The 17,937-nt window shown below is 61.8% G+C and carries 15 protein-coding genes; 8 read left to right on the forward strand and 7 right to left on the reverse strand.

Annotation, left to right across the window (positions count from 1 at the left end):
- Positions 1 to 59: 59 nt before the first annotated feature.
- Entirely contained in the window at positions 60 to 1,502 is a 1,443-nt protein-coding gene (locus MHY08_RS05355; RefSeq protein WP_239228041.1) for a GH32 C-terminal domain-containing protein, read from the reverse strand.
- 12 nt (positions 1,503 to 1,514) lie between these two features.
- Positions 1,515 to 2,669, reverse strand: a complete 1,155-nt coding sequence (gene glgA, locus MHY08_RS05360) for a glycogen synthase (RefSeq protein WP_239235705.1) — start codon at positions 2,667 to 2,669, stop codon at positions 1,515 to 1,517.
- Between the two features lie 109 nt (positions 2,670 to 2,778).
- Here glgA and glgC point away from each other — a divergent pair, with 109 nt between their 5' ends.
- Positions 2,779 to 3,996 (forward strand): glucose-1-phosphate adenylyltransferase, encoded by a 1,218-nt coding sequence (gene glgC, locus MHY08_RS05365; protein ID WP_204609533.1) that lies wholly within the window; start codon positions 2,779 to 2,781, stop codon positions 3,994 to 3,996.
- Here glgC and MHY08_RS05370 read toward each other — a convergent pair.
- Positions 3,993 to 4,640, reverse strand: coding sequence for an O-methyltransferase (locus MHY08_RS05370; protein WP_204609531.1), 648 nt, complete (start codon positions 4,638 to 4,640; stop codon positions 3,993 to 3,995). The genes glgC and MHY08_RS05370 overlap by 4 nt on opposite strands.
- A gap of 151 nt (positions 4,641 to 4,791) precedes the next feature.
- Between MHY08_RS05370 and sigE the strand changes: the two genes are divergently transcribed.
- The 3 genes from sigE to MHY08_RS05385 all read left to right on the forward strand — a co-directional run bounded on the left by sigE (position 4,792) and on the right by MHY08_RS05385 (position 6,564).
- On the forward strand, positions 4,792 to 5,421 hold the full coding sequence (sigE, locus tag MHY08_RS05375) for an RNA polymerase sigma factor SigE (protein WP_204609529.1): 630 nt from the start codon (positions 4,792 to 4,794) through the stop codon (positions 5,419 to 5,421).
- 100 nt (positions 5,422 to 5,521) lie between these two features.
- Positions 5,522 to 5,971: an anti-sigma factor gene (locus tag MHY08_RS05380; RefSeq protein ID WP_034668126.1), complete on the forward strand. Its 450-nt coding sequence runs from the start codon at positions 5,522 to 5,524 to the stop codon at positions 5,969 to 5,971.
- Positions 5,972 to 5,994: 23 nt separating this feature from the next.
- Positions 5,995 to 6,564, forward strand: coding sequence for a twin-arginine translocase TatA/TatE family subunit (locus MHY08_RS05385; protein WP_239235706.1), 570 nt, complete (start codon positions 5,995 to 5,997; stop codon positions 6,562 to 6,564).
- 4 nt (positions 6,565 to 6,568) lie between these two features.
- Here MHY08_RS05385 and MHY08_RS05390 read toward each other — a convergent pair whose 3' ends face one another.
- Positions 6,569 to 7,699 carry an Mrp/NBP35 family ATP-binding protein gene (locus MHY08_RS05390; RefSeq protein WP_239235707.1) on the reverse strand — a complete coding sequence of 377 codons (1,131 nt, stop codon included), beginning with the start codon at positions 7,697 to 7,699 and terminating at the stop codon, positions 6,569 to 6,571.
- A gap of 106 nt (positions 7,700 to 7,805) precedes the next feature.
- Here MHY08_RS05390 and MHY08_RS05395 point away from each other — a divergent pair, with 106 nt between their 5' ends.
- Complete coding sequence (locus MHY08_RS05395; RefSeq protein ID WP_239235708.1) at positions 7,806 to 8,546, forward strand: hypothetical protein; 741 nt, start codon at positions 7,806 to 7,808, stop codon at positions 8,544 to 8,546.
- 452 nt (positions 8,547 to 8,998) lie between these two features.
- Here MHY08_RS05395 and MHY08_RS05400 read toward each other — a convergent pair whose 3' ends face one another.
- Positions 8,999 to 12,739, reverse strand: coding sequence for a multifunctional oxoglutarate decarboxylase/oxoglutarate dehydrogenase thiamine pyrophosphate-binding subunit/dihydrolipoyllysine-residue succinyltransferase subunit (locus MHY08_RS05400; protein WP_239235710.1), 3,741 nt, complete (start codon positions 12,737 to 12,739; stop codon positions 8,999 to 9,001).
- 159 nt (positions 12,740 to 12,898) lie between these two features.
- Positions 12,899 to 13,633, reverse strand: a complete 735-nt coding sequence (locus tag MHY08_RS05405; RefSeq protein ID WP_239235712.1) for a hypothetical protein — start codon at positions 13,631 to 13,633, stop codon at positions 12,899 to 12,901.
- Positions 13,634 to 13,749: 116 nt separating this feature from the next.
- Here MHY08_RS05405 and MHY08_RS05410 point away from each other — a divergent pair, with 116 nt between their 5' ends.
- The 3 genes from MHY08_RS05410 to MHY08_RS05420 all read left to right on the forward strand — a co-directional run bounded on the left by MHY08_RS05410 (position 13,750) and on the right by MHY08_RS05420 (position 17,385).
- Positions 13,750 to 15,453, forward strand: a complete 1,704-nt coding sequence (locus tag MHY08_RS05410) for a carboxylesterase/lipase family protein (RefSeq protein ID WP_204609519.1) — start codon at positions 13,750 to 13,752, stop codon at positions 15,451 to 15,453.
- Positions 15,454 to 15,534: 81 nt separating this feature from the next.
- Positions 15,535 to 16,368: a DNA primase gene (locus tag MHY08_RS05415; protein ID WP_239235714.1), complete on the forward strand. Its 834-nt coding sequence runs from the start codon at positions 15,535 to 15,537 to the stop codon at positions 16,366 to 16,368.
- A 174-nt stretch (positions 16,369 to 16,542) separates the two neighbouring features.
- Entirely contained in the window at positions 16,543 to 17,385 is an 843-nt protein-coding gene (locus MHY08_RS05420; RefSeq protein ID WP_239235716.1) for a hypothetical protein, read from the forward strand.
- Here MHY08_RS05420 and MHY08_RS05425 read toward each other — a convergent pair.
- Positions 17,382 to 17,900: a hypothetical protein gene (locus MHY08_RS05425; protein WP_239191617.1), complete on the reverse strand. Its 519-nt coding sequence runs from the start codon at positions 17,898 to 17,900 to the stop codon at positions 17,382 to 17,384. The genes MHY08_RS05420 and MHY08_RS05425 overlap by 4 nt on opposite strands.
- Positions 17,901 to 17,937 lie beyond the last annotated feature (37 nt).

Raw genomic sequence — 17,937 nt, forward strand, 5'->3', positions numbered from 1 at the left:
GGGCAGGGGAGGGACGGGTTAGGTGAGGAGGGGCAGGCCGGCGTTGAGAGCCTGGCGGATTAAAGCTTGGAGCCGGAGCGCTGCCAGTCCTGTTCGATGACGGCATCGCCGGAAGTCTCGACTCGCAGGCCGGAGCAGCCGCCTTCGAAGTAGACGCGGGAGGCCATGGCGATGAGACCGCCGTCGACGAATACCTCAACGGTGGAGCCGTCTTGGATGATGGTGAGGGTATCGGAGTCGCCTTCGGCAAGCGTGGCGGTGGCGGGCTCGGAATCGGCGAAACAGTGGTCGAAGGCCTTGTTCATGGAGCGATCGAGGCTGATGTCATCGCCGGAGTGGCAGATGGTGGCGGCGGGGTCACCGGCGCCGTCGAGAAGCGTGACAGTCACACAGGAACCGGAAGGGACCTCCATGACGCCGGTCCAGGAACGGGCGTAATCGGAGAGCTTGACGGCATCGGGCAGGCCGCGGGCGGGTGCTTGGTAGAGGACGCCGCCCTCGAGGGTGACTCGGCGGGGCAGGGACAGGGCATTGGCCCAGCCTTCGGCCTCCCAGGAAGCGTGCTTGGTGGCGTCGTCGCCGCGGCCGTTGCCGTTGAGGAGGCCGACGATGACGGCCCGCTCGTAGCGCTGCTCTGGGGTGAGAGTGCCGGTGGTCGTATTGGTATTGCGCGGACGGGAGAAGTCGTGGCCGAAGTCTACGCGGCGGAAGCCGGAGACCACGGTAAAAGTAGTGCCCTCCAGCCGGCCGACGAGGTAGCCGGAGACGTCGCGGCCGCCGCGCTCTAGGGTGACGAAGAGGACGTCGTAGATATTGCCGTCGACCTCATCGCGCAGGCGGACCAAGCGCGGCGAGACGACCGGCGGGATGGGCGAGGTAGCGGGGACCTCGCCTTCGAGGAAGCCAGGGTCGCCGTCGAACTTGAGGCTGCCGCGCAGCCGCCAAGACACGCCATCGGCCGATTCGAGGATGACGGGAACCGGGGCGTCGGAGTGGCCGGTGAGCGCGAGCATGAGCCAACCGTCGTGGCCGTCATCGCGGTCCTCGGAGGCCCAATCGGGCACCACGGAGGGGGAGCGGAAGTGATCGAAGTTGCGGGTATTGCCTACGACTTCGCCGAATCGTACGACATTCGCGTCGAGGGCCTGGGGGTCATCGGAGACCTCGCAGATTTCGTCCACGTCGGCGTAGCGGGCGAGGTGAACGGCGATACCGGCGGCGGTCACGGAGGTGAAGTAGAGGTGGATATCGTCCGGGCCTTGGGCTACGGAACCTGCGCGCAGGGAGAGCTCGCCGCCAACGGGCGCGAGGACATCGTCGCAGTCCAACCAGTCAAAGGGAGACTCTTCGGAGTAGGTGTGTCCCCAGCGGGCAGGGGAGTCCGCGGTGGGGCGGTACTGGTAGAACAGGTGCCAGGTATCGCCGTCGCGCAGGATACCAGCGGGGGCGTCGAGGACGCCGTCTTCGGGGACAAAATGCAGTTCGGGGCGGTGAGTTGTCACGGCTATCCTTCCTTAAATCAAGCTGCGGTAGATATCGACGGTCTGGGCGGCAATGGTAGCCCAAGAGAAATCGCGGATGGCGCGCTCGCGGCCGGCGCGGCCAAAATTGGCGGCGCGCTCTTTATTGGCGGCGATGTCATTGACGGCGGCGGCGAGGTCGGCTTCGAAGGCGGCGGTAGCGGCGGCGTCGTAGGGCACCAGCACACCGGTCTCGCCATCGACCACGACCTCTGGAATGCCGCCTACGTTGGAGGCGACGACGGCCGTGCCGCAGGCCATAGCTTCCAGGTTGACGATGCCGAGCGGCTCGTAGATGGACGGGCAGACAAACACATCTGCGCCGGAGTAAATCTGCTGGACCTCGTTGCGCGGGAGCATGTCCTTGACCCAGAAAATGCCATCGCGCTGGGCGCGCAGCTCATCTACCAGCGCCTCGGTCTCCGCCGCGATTTCGGGCGTATCGGGCGCGCCAGCACACAGCACCAGCTGGATATCCGGGTCGAATTTCTGCGCCGCCTGCAACAGGTGCTTTACGCCTTTTTGCCGGGTAATGCGGCCGACAAAGGCAACGATGGGGCGTTGCTTATCGACGCCCAGCTTGTCCAACACATCCCCCTCTCGCGGCTGCCACAGCTCGGTGTCGATGCCGTTGAGGACGACGTGGACTTTGGAGGCGTCGATGCGCGGGTAGGCATCCAGGATGGAGTCCTTCATGCCGGCGGAGACGGCGATGACGGCGTCGGCATATTCCATGGCGTTCTTCTCAGACCAAGAGGAAACGTCATAGCCGCCGCCGAGCTGCTCGCGCTTCCACGGGCGGTGCGGCTCCAGCGAGTGGGCGGTGACCACGTGCGGAATATCGTAGAGCTGGGCGGAAAGATGGCCGGCGAGGCCCGTGTACCACGTGTGGGAATGGGCGATGTCGATATCAGAGGCGGCATCGGCCATGCGAAGCCCGGTGGACAAGGTCTTAAGCGCGCCATTGGCACCCTCGAGTGCGGGGTCTACGCCGTGGACAAAGACGTCTTCTTCTTCGCGCGGGGAGCCCATGCAGTGCACGGAGACATCGATGATATCGCGCATAAAACGGGTGAGTTCAGCTACGTGAACTCCGGCCCCGCCGTAGATTTCCGGCGGGTATTCTTTGGAAAAGATTCCGGCTCTCATGCCCACCCAGAATACGTATCTCTGGTGCCGCGTGCAGAAATACGGGATGGGGGTAGAAATGTGCATATATCTGCTGCGAAATGTGGGATTTGCGGTTAGGTTTGGAAACGTGAGAAGCCTGCCAAATGTCCTAGCCATCGTCCTAGCCGGCGGCGAGGGAAAGCGCCTTTTTCCCCTGACCGAAGACCGCGCTAAGCCCGCCGTGCCTTTTGGCGGGTCCTACCGCCTCATTGATTTTGTCCTGTCCAATCTGGTCAACGCCGGCTACCTCAAGATTGCGGTGCTGACGCAGTACAAATCCCACTCCCTAGACCGCCACATTTCCCAGGCATGGAATTTGGCGGGGCCGACGCCGCAGTACATTGCCTCGGTGCCTGCCCAGCAGCGCCGCGGCAAGCGGTGGTACAACGGTTCGGCGGATGCCATTGTGCAGTCGCTTAACCTCATCTATGACGAGAAGCCGGACTACGTCATCGTTTTCGGCGCAGACCACGTCTACCGCATGGATCCGGCGCAGATGGTAGAAGAGCACATCGCCACAGGGCTAGATTGCTCGGTGGCCGGCATTCGCGTGCCGCGCTCGGAGGCAACGGCGTTCGGATGCATCCAGGCCGACGGCATGGGAACCATCACGGAGTTCGTGGAAAAGCCTGCGGACCCACCGGCTACGCCGGATGATCCGAATATGAGCTATGCCTCGATGGGCAACTATGTCTTTACGGCGCAGGCGCTTATTGACGCCCTCTTGGAGGACGAAAAGAACGAGGACTCCGCCCACGATATGGGCGGCGATATTATTCCGTACTTTGTGGAGCGCGGGCAGGCACACGTCTATGACTTCATGGCCAATGAGGTGCCGGGATCTACCGAGCGCGATCACGGCTACTGGCGCGACGTGGGCACCATCGATTCCTTCTATGAAGCGCACATGGACATGATTTCGGTGCACCCGATCTTCAACCTCTATAACCGGAATTGGCCGATTCACTCCACGGATGACTCCAATTTCCCACCGGCGAAGTTCGTGCAAAATGGCATCGCGCAGTCCTCGATGGTGGCGCCGGGTTGCATCGTCTCCGGCGGCACGGTGCGCAATTCCGTGCTGGCGTCTGACGTCCACGTGGCCGATGGCGCCACGGTCGAAGGATCGGTCATCCTGCCGGGCGTGCGCATCGGACGGGGTGCCGTGGTGCGCCGCGCGATCCTCGATAAGAACGTCGTCGTCAGCGATGGCGCAATTATCGGCGTGGACCGCGAGCGCGATGAGGAGCGCTTCAAGGTTTCTGACGGCGGCGTGGTTGTCGTCGGCAAAAACCAGAAGGTCTAAAGCTTCGTTACAACGGTGAGCCCGGACCCCAGTGGCAAGCGGGTGACGTTCGCGCCCTCGAGCTCGCGCAGGTACTCGTCTGCTTCGCGGGCAGCGGCGGTGTCGCGGTCGGTCCGGGAGGCGTCGGCAAGCGTGCCATCGAGCAAAGAATTAGCCAGGACCAGGGTGCCGCCTTGGTGCAGCAGTGGCCACGCGGCCTTGATGATGGCGGGGAGCTCGAGCGCGGCGACGTCGGCGTAGATGACCTGGTAGGCATCATTAGCCAGCCGGCCCATGACCTCGAGTGGGCGAGACGGCAGGAAGCGGCCGCGTGAAGGTGCATAGCCCGCCTCGCGGAAGGCGGTCTTGGCGCTGCGCTGGTGCTCCGCCTCGGGGTCGATGCAGGTCAAGATGCCATTATCGGGCATGCCGGCAAGCAGGTAGAGGCCTACCACATTGGCGGCCGGGGTGATCGCCACGGACTGGGGGCGTTCGGTAGAGCCGGACGAGGCGGCCGTCAGCGTGGTGAGCAGCTGGCCCGTTGATTCATCTGGAACGGGCAGACCGTACTCATCGGCGTGGTCGCGCGCGCCACGCAGGGCCGCGGAGGGCTCGCTGGTGGTCTCGATATAAGAACGCAGTGCTTCATATGCGGTAGTAGTCACGTAATAAACCTTAGGGAAAAGTGCCCGCAAATGTGGCAAAAACGCGCCTAGCCAGCGAGGTTGTGGTGGGTGGGGATAATGTGACGGACTCACAGGAAATTATCAGCACTGTGGCTGGAGTTTCACCTTGAAGTGTAGAAAGATGACATGCATGACAACAACGAAGCGCGATGCCGAATCCCTTCAGCCCGCCACCCCTGAGGTGGAGTTGACCGGTACCGCGGCGTTCGATGCCGGTGAAGCCGACATGCCCGCCTGGGGTGACCTGGTGGCCGAGCATGCCGATGGCGTCTACCGCTTGGCGTATCGCCTCTCCGGCAACCAGCACGATGCAGAAGACCTCACTCAGGAAACCTTCATGCGTGTCTTCCGCTCCCTGGATAAATACCAGGCGGGTACGTTTGAAGGCTGGCTGCACCGTATTACCACCAACCTCTTCTTGGACATGGTCCGCCATCGCTCCAAGATCCGCATGGAGGCCCTGCCGGAGGATTATGAGCGCGTGCCCGGCACGGATATGACGCCGGAGCAGGCCTATACCGTGGCCAACCTGGACCCAGCGCTGCAATCCGCGCTCGATGGCCTGGCTCCCGATTTCCGCGTGGCCGTGGTGCTGTGTGATGTGGTTGGTATGAGCTATGACGAGATTGCGGAGACCCTGGGCGTCAAGATGGGTACGGTGCGCTCCCGCATCCACCGCGGCCGTTCCCAACTGCGCGCGGCGCTCGAAAAAGAGGCGCAAACCAATGCGGAAACCCGCATGCTGCTGCGCACGCGTTAAAGCACCGCGCGCTAAACTTTAAAGAAACTGCATAGTCCCCGCTGCCGGCGGGGACTTTCCGTGTTACGGAAGGCCAAGCAACTAGTGGAGGAGGGTGTCGATGGACTCGCTGCGAGGACGCCGGACCGTGTCCACGCTGAGCGTGCGCGGCGGATTCGATGCCGCCCAGGCCAAAGCCCGCGATAAGGCGAAAGCCAAGGCGCGGCGCAGCGATACCATCGGGCACCTTGGCCCAGAGGCTGTCGTTGCCTTCGTAGACGGGGAGATGGAGCCGAAATTCATGCACCGCGTGCGCATCCACTTGGTGCACTGCGCCGAGTGCCGCGCGGATGTACATCAGCAGCGCCATGCCTCAGAGTGGGTTCGCCACTGCGCGGATTCCGCTAAGGTCAAGGCGCCGCAATCCCTGCTGGCAAAGCTCGCGGGCATTGCCACCGAAGAGGTTGCGCCCGGGCCGGATGCGGCAACGCCCGTGCACCGGCCGCAGCAGGATTTTTTGGACAAGGTGGAGATGGTGGTTCGCGCAATCAAGCACAATCAGCGCGGCTAAGAGTGAGGGACTAGTATTTAACCGTGTTTTCTTCCATTGGTTGGCCCGAGATTTTCGTCATCGTACTCTTGGGCATCATCGTCATCGGCCCGGAGCGCATGCCCGAGGTGATTAAGGACGTGCGCGCGGCCATCTACGCGGCGCGCAAGGCCATCAATAACGCCAAAGCGGAGCTCAATGGCGAGATGGGGTCGATTACTTCGGAATTCGATGATATCCGCGGCCCGCTCACCCAAGCCGCCCAGTGGACGCGCCTCGGCCCGAAGGGCGCAATCACCAAGGCGCTTTTCGACGGCGACGATTCCGCCTGGGACGATTTCAACCCCAAGAAAATGGCAGAAAACGTCAAGACCGCTACCGCTCCACAGGAGCCGGAGGAGCAGCCGCAGCCTCAACCGCAGCAGCAGCGCCGCCCGAGCTTCGACTACTCCCAGGTCTATGCCGAGCAGCCGCAGCCAGAGCCCCAGCCGCAGTCTCAGCCGCAGCAACACACCGAAGCCTCCCAGCCGACGGAGCAGCCCACGCCAGAGAAAAAGCCGCCGCGCGATGGGGAAGAATCCACCGGCGGCGGCTTGTGGGGCGATGTAACCTAAGGCGTTAGTTCACGCCCAAGTTGAGGTTTTTGCCCACCAGGGAATCGGAGCGGATGGCAAGCTTATCGGCCACCGTCTGGATCTGTTGGGCGGCGGGGGACTCGGGGGAATCGAGGACAATCGGCGTGCCGGCATCGCCACCGCTGCGCAAGGTGGGATCCAGCGGCACGGAAGCCAGCAGCGGCACCTCATGGCCCAAGATGACGCCTAGGCGATCGGCCACAATCTGTCCGCCGCCGGTGCCAAAGACATCCATGGTGGAGCCATCCGGCATCACCATGGCACCCATGTTTTCAATTACGCCGGCCACGCGCTGGCGGGTCTGCTGGGAGATGGAACCGGCGCGCTCTGCCACCTCGGCGGCCGCGGCTTGCGGGGTGGTGACAATGAGTAGCTCTGCATTGGGAATGAGCTGGGCTACGGACAGGGCGACGTCGCCAGTGCCCGGTGGCAAATCCAAGAGCAGGACGTCGAGGTCGCCCCAAAAAACGTCAGCCAGGAATTGCTGCAGAGCGCGGTGGAGCATAGGCCCGCGCCAGACTACCGGGGCATTACCCTCCACAAACTGACCGATGGAAATGTGCTTAATGCCATGAGAAATCGGCGGCAGCAGCATCTCATCATCGAGCACGGTGGGGCCGTCGGTGCAGCCCAGCAGGTTGGGTACGGAGTGGCCGTAAATATCGGCGTCCACGATGCCAACCTTGAGGCCCTTCTGGACCAATGCCGCGGCAAGGTTGACGGTCATGGAGGACTTGCCTACGCCGCCCTTACCGGAGGCCACCGCGAAAACGCGAGTGGTGGAATCTGGCTTAGCAAACGGGATTTCCGGCTCGGCTTGGCCACCGCGCAGCTTCTTCTTCAGCTCGCGGCGCTGCTCGTCGCTCATGGCTTCCATCGTCACCGTGACGTTTCCAACGCCCTCGATATCCTCTACCGCAGCGCGGGTATTGGACTCGATGGTGGATTTCATGGGGCAGCCAGCGATGGTGAGGTAGATTTCCACGGCCACGTCATTACCGGTGACGGTAACGGACTTCACCATGTTGAGTTCGGTGATGGGGCGGCCGATTTCGGGGTCTTCGACGCGGGAGAGTGCCTCGCGTACGGCGGATTCAGTAATAACGCTAGACATAACCCTTGCCATCTTAGTCACGCCGCAACAGGAGGTAAACACGCCCTCGGTGTAGAATCAGCTAGACGCTCACGCGCCGCTAACCAAAAAGGAGAAGAGTATCGCTATGCGCAGCTTTGCCCGTCCCGCCCGCGCCATTGTCGGTGTGGTGCTGTCCGCAACGCTGCTTTCCGGCTGCTCTTCCCAGTTCGATACCAACCCCTTTGCCGAGAGTCCCCAGAGCGAGCCCATTGGCATTTTGGTGGATACCAATGAGACCGACCAGCTTGTCCTTGCGGAAATCTTCCGCCAGGAGCTGATGGGGCAGGGCCGCGAGGCGTCCATTGTGAAGGAAGACATCTTCCAAGACACCAAGGGTGGGCGTTCCATGAACCCGGGCGGCAATTTCTATGTGGGCTGCACCGGCGCGTTCCTCAATATCCTTAACCCCGGTGAGGCGCGGGCGATTTCTAAGGATTACAAAAAGGCACAGAAATCCTCTGAGCCCGGGGGTGAGGACTACCTGGCCCGCACCCACATTGCGCTCATGTCGAGCTTGCCCACGGATACCACCACGGTCGAGCCTTCCGGTGCCAGCGGCTGCGAGGACGCTGAGCCCGAGTTGCCAGAAAATTTCGTGGTGCTCTATCAAGACGATCTTTTCGACCGCGAAGAGCGCCAAGCCGTGGCCTCGCTGACTAAGTTCATTACCCAAAAAGACCTCTCTGACATGGTCGAAGAGGTAGAAAACGACGACTCCAGCGCGGAGAAGGTCGTACGCTCCTGGATGAATTCCTCCGGTGGCGACATCGCCCATGAAGAAGGCGACTCCGATTCTTCCGGCGGGTCGAATCTCACTGGTTCTTAATATTCGAACGTTGGCAGGTTTGTTTGAGCTTCCCGGGCTTGTTGGCAACTTGGAGCTCCTGATGGTTAGCAACCGGCAGACCTACACCTCCACAGGATCAAGGACACGTGTGACTCGATATGGAACCATTCTGGGCCGGTGAATACCGACGCTAGTGCTTTTCATTGCTCCCGGGTTTGAGTGACAAGCATCCGCGACACGATTGGACATATCGAGTAAGCGCGCTAATTCTTAACCCGCTCCCTTGGCGCTCATGGGAAAGCGACCGCCAAGACAATAGTGTTCCGCTGGTGAGCGCGAAGGAATCGGAGATGAGAAAAGACGTGAGAGGGCAAGAACGCCGAGGAAGTGCTCCGGCAGAAGCAAGAACAGAAGCTTTACTAATGCTGGTGTCGGCATGAATAAACCCCAGTGAGGAGGTCCTCACTGGGGTTTAAACGGGGCAGAGGCGACTAGATGTCGAAGGCCTCTTCCAGCAGGTTCTTCTGCTCAATCTGGTGCACCTTGGCGTTACCGGTGGCAGTCGAGGACTGAGCACGGCGGGAAACGCGAACCAGCTCCGGCATATCCGGAATCAGGGTGCGCAGGTGCTCGTTGTAGAACGGCCATGGGCCCTGGTTGGCCGGCTCGTCCTGAACGAAGCGAACCTGGGTGGCATTCGGGTAAGCCTCGAATGCCTCGCGCAGGCGGTTGAACGGAATCGGGTGGAGCATTTCCACGCGGACGATGGCGATGTCATCGCGACCATCGGCCTCACGCTTCTTCTCCAGATCCCAGTACAGCTTGCCGGAGACCAGCATGATGGTCTTGACCTTGTCGGTATCGCCGACCTTATTGCCGTCGATGTCGACGTAGTTCGGGTCATTGATAACGGACTGGAAGCGCTTGACCTCGGTGAAGTCTTCCACGGCGGAGGTGGCCGCCTTGTTACGCAGCATGGACTTCGGGGTGAAGACGACCAGCGGGCGCTTCATCTCACCGAGTGCCTGGCGGCGCAGCAGGTGGAAGTGGCTAGCCGGGGTGGAAGGCTGAGCCACGGTCATGGAGCCCTCAGCGCACAGCTGTAGGTAGCGCTCGATGCGGGCGGAGGAGTGGTCCGGGCCCTGGCCCTCATAGCCGTGTGGCAGGAGGAGCACCAGGCTGGACAGCTGACCCCACTTAGCCTCACCGGAGGAGATGTACTCGTCGATGATGGTCTGGGCGCCGTTGGCGAAGTCACCGAACTGTGCCTCCCAGGCCACGAGGGCGTCTGGGTTGCCCACGGTGTAACCGTACTCGAAGCCCATTCCAGCGAACTCGGTCAGCGCGGAGTTATAAACCATGAACTTGCCGCCGTTGCCCTTGGAGGTGGCGATGGCGTGCATCGGGTTGTACTCGTTGCCGTTGCGCGGGTCGAAGGTGACGGCGTGGCGCTGGGTGAAGGTGCCGCGGCGGGAATCCTCACCGGCCAGGCGGACGACCTTGCCTTCGCCGGCCAGGGAACCGAAGGCGATGAGCTCGCCCCAGCCCCAGTCGATGCCGCCCTCGCGGGAGGACTTCTCGCGCTCCTTGGCTACCTTGCCCACGCGCTTGTGGTATTCGAAGTCCTCTGGTGGGTTGCCATAGGCGGCACCCAGCTCAGCGAGTTCCTCGGCGGTAATCGAGGTATCCAGGCCGCGGGTGAGCTCCTGGGAGGAGGTGATACCAGTCTGTTCCTTCGGGCGAGCCTTGCCGGCTTCCTTGTGCTCAGCAAAGACGGATTCCATCTGGTCGTGGAAGTCGCGAGCGGCTGCCTCGGCGTCCTCAGCGGAAAGGTCACCACGGCCGATGAGGTCGTTGGTGTAGTGCTCGCGCACTGCCTTGTGCTCGTCGATGACGGAGTAGAGCTCTGGCTGGGTCATGGACGGGTCATCGGCCTCGTTGTGACCGCGCAGGCGGTAGACCATGAGGTCAATGAAGACGTCCTTGCCAAACTGGCGGCGGTACTCGGCTGCCATCTGACCAACCCAGACAACTGCCTCTGGGTCATCGCCGTTGACGTGGAAGACCGGGCAGTCGAAGCCCTTGGCCAGGTCGGTGGCGTAGTGGGTAGAGCGGCCGGAGTCCGGGGTGGTGGTGAAGCCCACCTGGTTGTTAACCACGATGTGGACGGTGCCGCCGTTAGTGTAACCGCGCAGCTGAGACAGGTTGATGGTCTCCTGAACAATGCCCAGGCCGGTGAAGGAAGCATCACCATGGAGCATGACCGGAACAACGGTGTGGCCCTCTGGGCCCTTGTCCAAGATGTCCTGCTTAGCGCGGGCGATGCCCTCCATGACCGGATCCACGGCCTCGAGGTGGGATGGGTTGGCAGCAAGGGTGACCTTGATTTCTCCATCGCCAAACATCTGCAGGTGGTGGCCCTCGGAACCCAGGTGGTACTTCACGTCACCAGAGCCGCCGAGCTGGCCGCCCTTGTAGTTGCCGTCGAACTCGCCGAAGATATCGGCCAGTGGCTTGCCCACGATATTGAAAAGGACGTTCAGGCGGCCGCGGTGCGGCATGCCGATGACGACCTCGTCCAGATCCTGGCCGGCGGCGGTATCAATGATGGAATCCAGCAGCGGGATAAGGGTCTCGGCGCCCTCGAGGGAGAAGCGCTTCTGGCCCACGTACTTGGTCTGCAGGAAGTTCTCGAATGCTTCGGCGGCATTGACCTTCTGCAGGATGTACTTCTGCTCCGCGTTGGTCGGCTTCGGCATACCCGCCTCCAGGCGGTCCTGCAGCCAGCCGCGCTCATCGCGGTCCAGGATGTGGGTGTATTCGGAGCCGACCTTCAAGGTGTAGGCGGCGCGCAGGCGAGAGAGCACCTCGCGCAGGGTCATCTGCTCCTTGCCGCCAAAGCCACCGACATTGAAGGTGCGGTCCAAGTCCCAGATGGTCAGGCCGTGGGTCGCGATGTCGAGGTCGCGGTGGTCCGGGTTAGGCAGGCCCGGCTGTACCCAGCCCAGCGGGTTGGTATCGGCCAGCAGGTGGCCGCGGGAGCGGTAGGACTCGATGAGCTGCATGACGCGGGTGTTCTTGTCCACGCCGGAGTTCGGCACGTCCTGTGCCCAACGGAACGGCTCATAAGGCACGCCCATGGAGGAGAAGAGGTCGTCCCAAAAGGCGCCGTCGACAAGCAGCTGGCCAATGGTGCGCAAGAATTCGCCGGACTCTGCACCCTGGATGACGCGGTGGTCATAGGTGGAGGTCAGGGTAACCAGGCGGCCGACGCCCAGGTCCGCCAAGCGGTCCGCGGAAGCGCCAGCGAACTCGGCCGGGTAATCCATAGAGCCCACGCCGATGATGGAGCCGGCGCCCTTAGTCAGGCGGGCGATGGAGTGGCGGGTGCCGATGCCGCCTGGGTTGGTGAGGTTAATGGTCACACCAGAGAAATCATCCATGGTGAGCTTGTTCTTGCGAGAACGGGTAACGATGTCCTCGTAGGCCTCAACGAACTCGGAGAAGGACTTGGTCTCGCACTCCTTGATGGCGGCGACGACCAATGCGCGGGAACCATCCTTCTGCGGCAGGTCAATGGCCAGGCCCAGGTTAATGTGCTCCGGCTGGATGACATATGGCTTGCCATCCTTTTCCTCGTAGCGCACGTTCATGTCTGGGTGCAGCTGAACGGCCTTAACCATGGCGTAGCCGATGATGTGGGTAAAGGAGATCTTGCCACCGCGGGTGCGCTTGAGGTGGTCATTGATCATGGAGCGGTTTTCCCACATGAGCTTGACCGGCATATCGCGCACGGTGGTAGCGGTAGGAATCTCCAGGGATTCTTCCATGTTCTTCGCAATGGCCTTGAACATGCCCTTGAGCTGGCGCTCCTCGCCGCCCTTATAATCCGCGATGCGGTCGAGCGGGGACTCGGACTTCTTCACGGACTGCTTGGCCTTAGCGGACTTTTCCTGCGCCTTGGCCACGGATTTATCCACGTTAGTCTCGCGGGCCTCCTGCTTGCGGGCGGTAGTAGTACCCTCAGTCTTCTTCGCGGCAGGCTTAGACGGCTTCTTCGCGGCCTCCTTGGCTGGGGCCTTAGACTTAGGCGCGCCGTTTGCCTCGAAGTAGTCGCGCCACTCCTTATCTACGGAGTTAGGGTCCTTGGAGTACTGCTGGAACTGCTCGTCTATCAGCCACGCATTGGGGCCGAAGATATTCGATGTGCTCACGGCAGGTATTCGCCTCATTTCTCTGCTTTAAAATGGTCGTTTATTCGACTTTAGTGCGGCCTTTGCACGAGCGCATGCGTCACTCGCCAAAGAGTCTGCCTACATGATACGGGTCATACCCCTAAACTCACTATGTTAGGGGTATCAATTGCCCCACTTATCGGTTCCCGGCTACCCCTAGGCTTGGGTGAGGGGAGAAAGCTGCTCGCCGGCGTGCTCGATGACCTGCTTGGCCAGCTTGCGGTTGGCGGTAGTGCCGAGCACGGCGCCGATGCCCATGGGCATGAGCTTGCCGATCCACGCCCACTTCAGGCGCTTGGTGATTTGCTTGGTAAAAAGCTTGGTTAGGCGGCCGTTAATGCCAGATAGCGTCGGGCCGGAGAAGCGGGAGAGGCTTGCGGCCGAGCGCATGCCCGCCACACTATTGAGATCGCCTACAAAGGTATCCACCAACGCGGAGCCCTTCGAACCGGTCAGCACCAAAAGTACAAGGGCGCGGCGGCGCTCGGGGGACTTGATGTCATCGCCACGCAGGTAGGCCGAAGCCAAGATGTACCACGCGGCCGCCTCCAAGAAGACTACGGATTCGCCGGCGATGGTAGCTGCGCCGGTTACCAAACCGACACCAGGGATGGCAGCGGAAGCGCCCGCGGCCGCACCGGTGCCGGAGGTGATATTGAGGAAGTGCTTGTCAATGAGTTCTTGCAGCTGCTGCGGGCTCGCGTCCTTATTGCGCTTTTTCAGGTTGTCGACGTACTTGATGATGACACCGGACTGCACGGCTACTGCGCGGTCCAGGGAATTGAGGAGCGCGGAGGTAAAGCGGTTGGTATCTTCCGGATCGATGTCATAGGTATCGACGGTGTCGACCTCGGCGGAGTTGTCCTTCTTGTCTTTAGTAAAGAAACCCATGTGTCCTTTTCTTTCGCTAAAACTTATCTGCGCCCAGCATAGTAAAGGCTCTATTAATACGCCGTCGCGCCGCAAAGAGATCGCCGAGGGCGTGCAGGGCACCTAAGCTAGAGGGCATGGTTACGCCGCACGAGAACAACCGCGACTCCGAGGGTTTCCCTCTGGAGGAGTCTTCCGCGGCGGCGCGCCTGAAAGCGGAGCAGGCCCACGAACGCGCCCGCCGCGCGCATGAAGAGGCCCAAAACGCCTTGGCAGATGAGCTCACCGTGCGCACCACCTCCGGGTGGGTGCGCGGCGTTATAGAGGAGGACCTGCGCACCGATCGCCCCATTAGCGCCGGGCCGGTGCTCACTTGGCGCGGCATCCCCTTCGGCGATACCACCGCCGGGGACAACCGCTTCCGCGCCCCGCAGCCCGCACCGGCTTGGGAGGGCGTGCGCGATTGCAGCCAGTTCGGCCCACCGGCCCCGCAGACCACGTATTCCTGGACCGACCGCATTATCGGCTCCGAGGACTGTCTGCACCTCGACATCGTGCGCCCGCGCACCGAAGAGAAGCTTCCCGTGGTGGTCTACCTACACGGCGGCAGCTTCATAATGGGCTCGTCCCACATGCTTATGCTCCGCGGCTTTGAGTTAGCCACCCGCATGGACGTGGTCTACGTATCCATTAACTTCCGCCTCAACTCCCTGGGCTATTTGGATCTGCGCAGCCTGGGCGGGGACTGCAGCGCTAACCCGGCGGTGGCCGATCAGATCCTGGCGCTGCAATGGGTGCGCGACAATATCGCGGCCTTTGGCGGCGATCCTGATTCCGTCACCCTCATGGGCGAATCGGCCGGCGGCGCGGCGGTCCTCACCCTTATGACGAGCCCGGCCGCGGAGGGCCTCTTCCACCGCGCCATCGCCCAGTCCCCACCGATTGCGATGATCCATTCCCGCGCCCAGTCCACCTTGTGGGCGCGCGAGCTGGTTCACCGCCTGGCCTTGCCCCGGCGCACCTCGGTGGAGGACCTGCGCCAGGAAAACTTTGCCGATCTGGTGCGCTCGGGCCAATCCATGATGTGGCGGGCCGGCGAGCTCATTCACCTTAATTCCTGCTACGCGCCCACGGTGGATGATGAGCTCATTCCGGAACACCCCATCGCCGCCTTTGAAAACGGGAACCAGCACCAGATTCCGCTGCTCATCGGCACAAACTCGGACGAGGCTAGCTTTGGTAAATTCCTCTTCCAGCGGCAAAGCTCCCGTGAGCGCGCCGCCTTGCGCCTTCTGGCTTCCTTCGATCCCCAGCACGCCCCCGAGGTCGTCGCCGCCTATGACGGCGCGGTGGCCCGGGAGGACTTTGCGCACCTGCTTGCCGACGCCCTCTTTTGGGCACCCTCCACCCGCATCGCCACCGCCCATGCAAAAGTGGCGCCAACGTGGATGTATCGCTTCGACTTCGCCTCTGCCGTGCTCAAGTGGCTCGGCCTCGGCGCGATGCATTCGATGGAGCTCGGCAATGTCTTCGGTGACCCTTATTCCTCGCGCGCGTCTTTCCTGACCAATTGGGGCTCGCGCGCGGAGATGGAGGAACTTACCGCCACCATGCAGCAACACTGGTCCGCCTTTATCCACGGCGGCCGCCCGGAGATGAGCTGGCCGCGCTACGGATCCACTCACCGCGCCACCATGATCTTCGATGCCGAGGCCTATATTGAGCACGCCCCGCACGAGCTCAAGCGACAAGCCTGGGAGGGATACCACATGTTGGAGTGGGGAAGTGGGCGCCCGGAGCTGGTGAGATCTTTGGGCTTCCAACCATCCGGGTGGGAATAACGGTAGACTCCACAGTGACCGCGGGCGGCGGCTTGCCTACCGTGGGAACCTCTGCTTCCGAAGGATGGATTTTAAACCACCATGAGCTTTTTCGAAGATATTGCTTCTGCATTGGATGCCGAGGGCATCGAGTCCCGCGTCAACGATGACGTCATGTTCGTTCCAATCACTTCTGATCTGGAAATCCAATTTATTGAAATCGATCCGCTTCTCCCCGCCGCGAACGTCTACATTGCCGCGGCGGATGTTGATGAAGACGATGAGGAATTTGAGGCAGTCCTCGTCTCCGTCGCCTTCTCTGTAGATGATGCCGTGGAGGCGGTGTCCCGCCACATCGCTACCGACCAGGTGGTCACCGTTCTGCGGGACCTGCTGGAGGGCACCGATGAGCGCATCGCGGAACTAGAATTTGCCCAAGATGAGCTCAACCCGCACCTCGTCGTGGCCGAAGTGGCCAATGACTCGGAGCTGCGCGTGCTCGTGGAAACCATCGACGGCGTTCCGTCCGCTATCGTGCGCTTCCTTGCCTTCGACTTCGACGAAGACGATCTCGATGACATGGAGGATGAGGCAGTCGCCCTCGCCTGGGAAGTGGACGAAGAGGATGAGGACCTCGACGAGGCTGACCGCCTCGCCCTCTTCGATAACGCCGAGTTTGATGATGTCCCCATCGTGGAGGTTCCCGCCGAGGCCCTTGAGCTTGGCACCTACACCGACTTCGATCGCCTCTTTGATGTCCTAGGCCTCGTCTCCGAGCAGGCCCTGGACTGGGAAGCACAGCTCGTCTCCTTTGATGACGAGGACTACGAAGAGCCTGACGTCTACGACATCTTCGGCGAAGACGAGGACTACTTCGACGGCGACGATGCCGACCTGGACGACGAATCCGACGCCCCCGAGGCCGACGAAAAGTAATCCCGACCTTCCCATAGCCCAGCCCCGCCGCCTCCAGCGGCCAGGCTGGGCCTTTCCCGTTTTAGGGGCCCTTTCGTGTTGCTACTTTCGCGCGCCGCCAATTAGGCTTTAGGACATTCCCAGCCTGCAGCTGGAAAGCTGCCCTAAACCAAGCCTTATGAGGAAGAGAAGACCATGGCAATGACCCGCGATACCACGTGGCGCTACGTCCTTGTTGTAGTAGCCGTGGCACTCTCGCTTGCCGCGTGGTTTTGTACCGTCCTTGGGGTGTACTCCACGGTGAATGTGACTTTCGAGTCCTACCTGACCGCCAGCGTCTGGGTCCTCCTCCTAGTGGCGGCGGTATTGCTATATTCCTCGCAGCATGGGTTGGTGCCTAACTGCATCCTCCTGTATCCCATCTTCGGCGCCTCCATCAACCTGCTATTGGGCTCGTTGACGGTGCGCACGCAGGTGCCGATGTTCTTCGACACCGTCGGCACCGCCATCGTCGCCATCATCGCCGGTCCCGTGCTCGGCATGGCCACGGGGCTTACCACCACCGTATTGGGCGGAGTGTACTTTGCCTATGATCTCGCCTTTGCGCCCGTAGGCATTTTTATCGGTGCCGCAGTAGGCCTGCTGGCCCGCCGCGGGGTATTCAACAAGCTGTCGTGGATTATTTTCTCCGGCCTCGGAATGGGCATCGGCTCCGGCGTGATGAGCGTGTACGTGCTCATCTTTTCCTTCAGCGGTCGCCCGCGCAAGGGGCCAGAAAACCTCACCAAGTTCTACGAGATGATCTTCCAAGACGAGCGCCTGGCCATCATCTTGCAAGGCCTTACCTCGGACATTCTGGATAAGGTCTTTACCGTCCTCATCGCCTGCTTGGTCCTGCGCTTTATGCCAAAGGCAATCGCCCGGCACTACACGGTGACTTTCAACCACGAAGTGATGAGGAAGGTGCTCCACGCTCCTGACCCGCATGCAGAGCCAGACGCATCTGCGCAGTCAACAAACCAGCGAGCGACCGCCTAGGCGGCTTGGCTGAAACCGGCGAAGAGTGACTCGGGGGAGTGGACCGGCTGATAGGAGCTATCCACGAGCCACACATAAGTGGCGTTCGGGCCACGGGAGACCTCGTGGACGGCACCAACCATCTCTGCCGGCACGAGCGTCCGCACCCAGCCCTCTGCCACGGCCGGATCTACCGGCTGGCCAAAGTTCTCGGTAATGCGGATGGTAATCAGATAGGCCGGAATGCGGTCTTGCCCAAAGCCGCGCACGCGGGCCTTCACGCGCGCGCCCACGCGGTGGCGAGTAATGCTCATGCAATACTCTCCGCCCGGTCCACCGGCGGGCGTCGGCAGTTGCTTTATCGGTGGGCGCCAGGTGGGAGTGGGGCGCGCCAGGGAGCGCGGGTGGTGCATGATGGCGGCGATGGAATTGATGGTGTCATATTCGTGGTAGAGCAAGTCCGCCGCAATCTCGGAAGCGGATTGGGGCAGGTTCATTGCGGTGGGCTGGGGAAACTTCTTTTGTACGTTGTGCATGGCCATCACACTAGAACCCAGCGCGGACACAGACCCA

Origin of the sequence: Corynebacterium sp. ACRPJ (genome assembly GCF_022347345.1) — a bacterium.
In the GTDB taxonomy this organism is placed as follows: domain Bacteria; phylum Actinomycetota; class Actinomycetes; order Mycobacteriales; family Mycobacteriaceae; genus Corynebacterium; species Corynebacterium tuberculostearicum_D.